At 45.5% G+C, this 1,861-nt stretch carries 1 protein-coding gene; it reads left to right on the plus strand.

Annotation, left to right across the window (positions count from 1 at the left end):
* Positions 1-502: 502 nt before the first annotated feature.
* The gene (gene ltrA, locus D2910_RS16745; RefSeq protein ID WP_117314310.1) at positions 503-1,777 is read left to right on the plus strand and encodes a group II intron reverse transcriptase/maturase; all 1,275 of its coding nucleotides are present in this window, start codon (positions 503-505) and stop codon (positions 1,775-1,777) included.
* The last annotated feature ends 84 nt before the right edge of the window (positions 1,778-1,861 follow it).

Raw genomic sequence — 1,861 nt, forward strand, 5'->3', positions numbered from 1 at the left:
TTGGTGTGCCAGGCATGGCAACTATCTAGGTGGTGAAAGTCCACTGTGGGGGTACACATCGACCAACCACTAAGGAAGCGCAAGGTATTCATCGTGAGGTGAAGGCTGGAGGAAGCGTGGAATAAAATCTTGGCTCGACGAACAGAAATCTGATACGAAGGCTCTTCAAAGGGATAAGGCTCCCAAACAAGTCAAAGTCCAAAAGATGTGCGTAACTTTGGAGGGTAAATCAGGCGAGTAAAAGAGGAAAGATAGTTGTCTTACCCTGGGAGGTCTTGCGGATGCACAAGCGTGCAGTCGAAAAAGGTTAGCCGCAAGAAGTCAGCTGAAGCCATAGTAGCGAAGCAATTCGTGAAGGGCTGAACAATTTATAGTGTTTCAACGCCGCGAGTGCGTAAGGGACGAACTCCGAATGTGTTACGGGCGAAAGTATGAGCGTATCTCAAAGGACAACCCAAAATGGAGCTATCGCTTACTACGCGAATGGAAAGGAGAAACGAGTATGGACCTTTTAGAACAGATTCTAAGTAACAAGAACATGAATGACGCCTACTTGCGTGTCTACCGAAATAAAGGAGCAAGTGGTGTCGATGGGGTAACGGTCGATGAACTGAAGGAACACTTGAAAGAGCACAAAGATGAACTGCGTCAGCGCATCCGAACGAGAAAATACCAGCCGCAGGCTGCCTTACGAGTGGAGATCCCAAAAGAAAATGGCAAGATGCGCAAATTGGGCATACCAACAGTCGTGGACCGGGTCGTTCAACAGGCGATTCATCAAGTGCTCAGTCCGATATTCGAAAAACAGTTCAGTGATTTCAGTTACGGTTTCAGACCCAGAAAAAGCTGCGAGATGGCAATTATTCAAAGCTTGGAATTTTTAAATGACGGATATAATTGGGTCGTGGACATCGACCTGGAAAGATTCTTTGATACGGTCAACCATGACAAACTCATGCGAATCATCGCCAATACCATAGACAATGGAGATGTTATCTCATTGATACGGAAGTACTTGGTCAGTGGGGTCATGGTGAAGGGAACATTCGAAGAGACGCCTGTCGGCACTCCGCAAGGAGGCAACCTGAGTCCGCTACTTAGCAATATCATGTTAAATGAACTGGATAAGGAATTGGAGAGCAGAGGACTGCGGTTCGTGAGATACGCCGATGATGCGCTCATCTTTGTGAAAAGTGGAAAAGCCGCGGAACGCGTTATGAAAACCACCGTCAGCTTTATCGAGAAGAAGCTGGGGTTAATCGTCAACGCCGAGAAAAGCAGAATCGCTCGTCCGAAAGACCTGAAGTTTTTAGGGTTCGGTTATTACTACGATTATAGTAACAAACGATATCAAGTGAAACCCCACCAAATTTCCGTCCAGAAATTTCAACGGAAGCTCCGGCTTCTTACGAAGCGAAACTGGAGTATTTCATTGGACTACCGAATCGTGAAACTGAAACAAGTCATCGTCGGCTGGGTCAATTATTTTAGAATCGCAAATATGAAGAAAGTAATGACCCGTATAGATGAGAAATTGCGCTCAAGAGTCCGGGTCATCATCTGGAAACAATGGAAGATACCCCGTAAACAAATCAAATCGCTAATTCAATTAGGGATACCTGAGGAAGAAGCCAAAGGCTTAACTTACTGTAGGAAAGGTTACCGGTTTATTGGGCAATCTAAAGTAGTTCACAGAGCACTCTCAACAAAACGATTAAAGCAGAGGGGAATCCCCTCTGCTTTAGACCGTTACCTAAAAGTACATACTGTAATATAGATTGAAACGCCGTATACGCGAACCGTACGTACGGTGTTGTGAGAGGGGCGGAAATAAGTTAGCTTATTTTCCCTCTACTCGATT

It is taken from the genome of Planomicrobium okeanokoites, from assembly GCF_003428875.1.
GTDB classification, from domain to species: domain Bacteria; phylum Bacillota; class Bacilli; order Bacillales_A; family Planococcaceae; genus Planococcus; species Planococcus okeanokoites.

Bases quoted from the DNA above. Each gene is read 5' to 3' on its own strand.
- ltrA (WP_117314310.1), top strand. From the start codon at position 503: ATGGACCTTTTAGAACAGATTCTAAGTAACAAGAACATGAATGACGCC.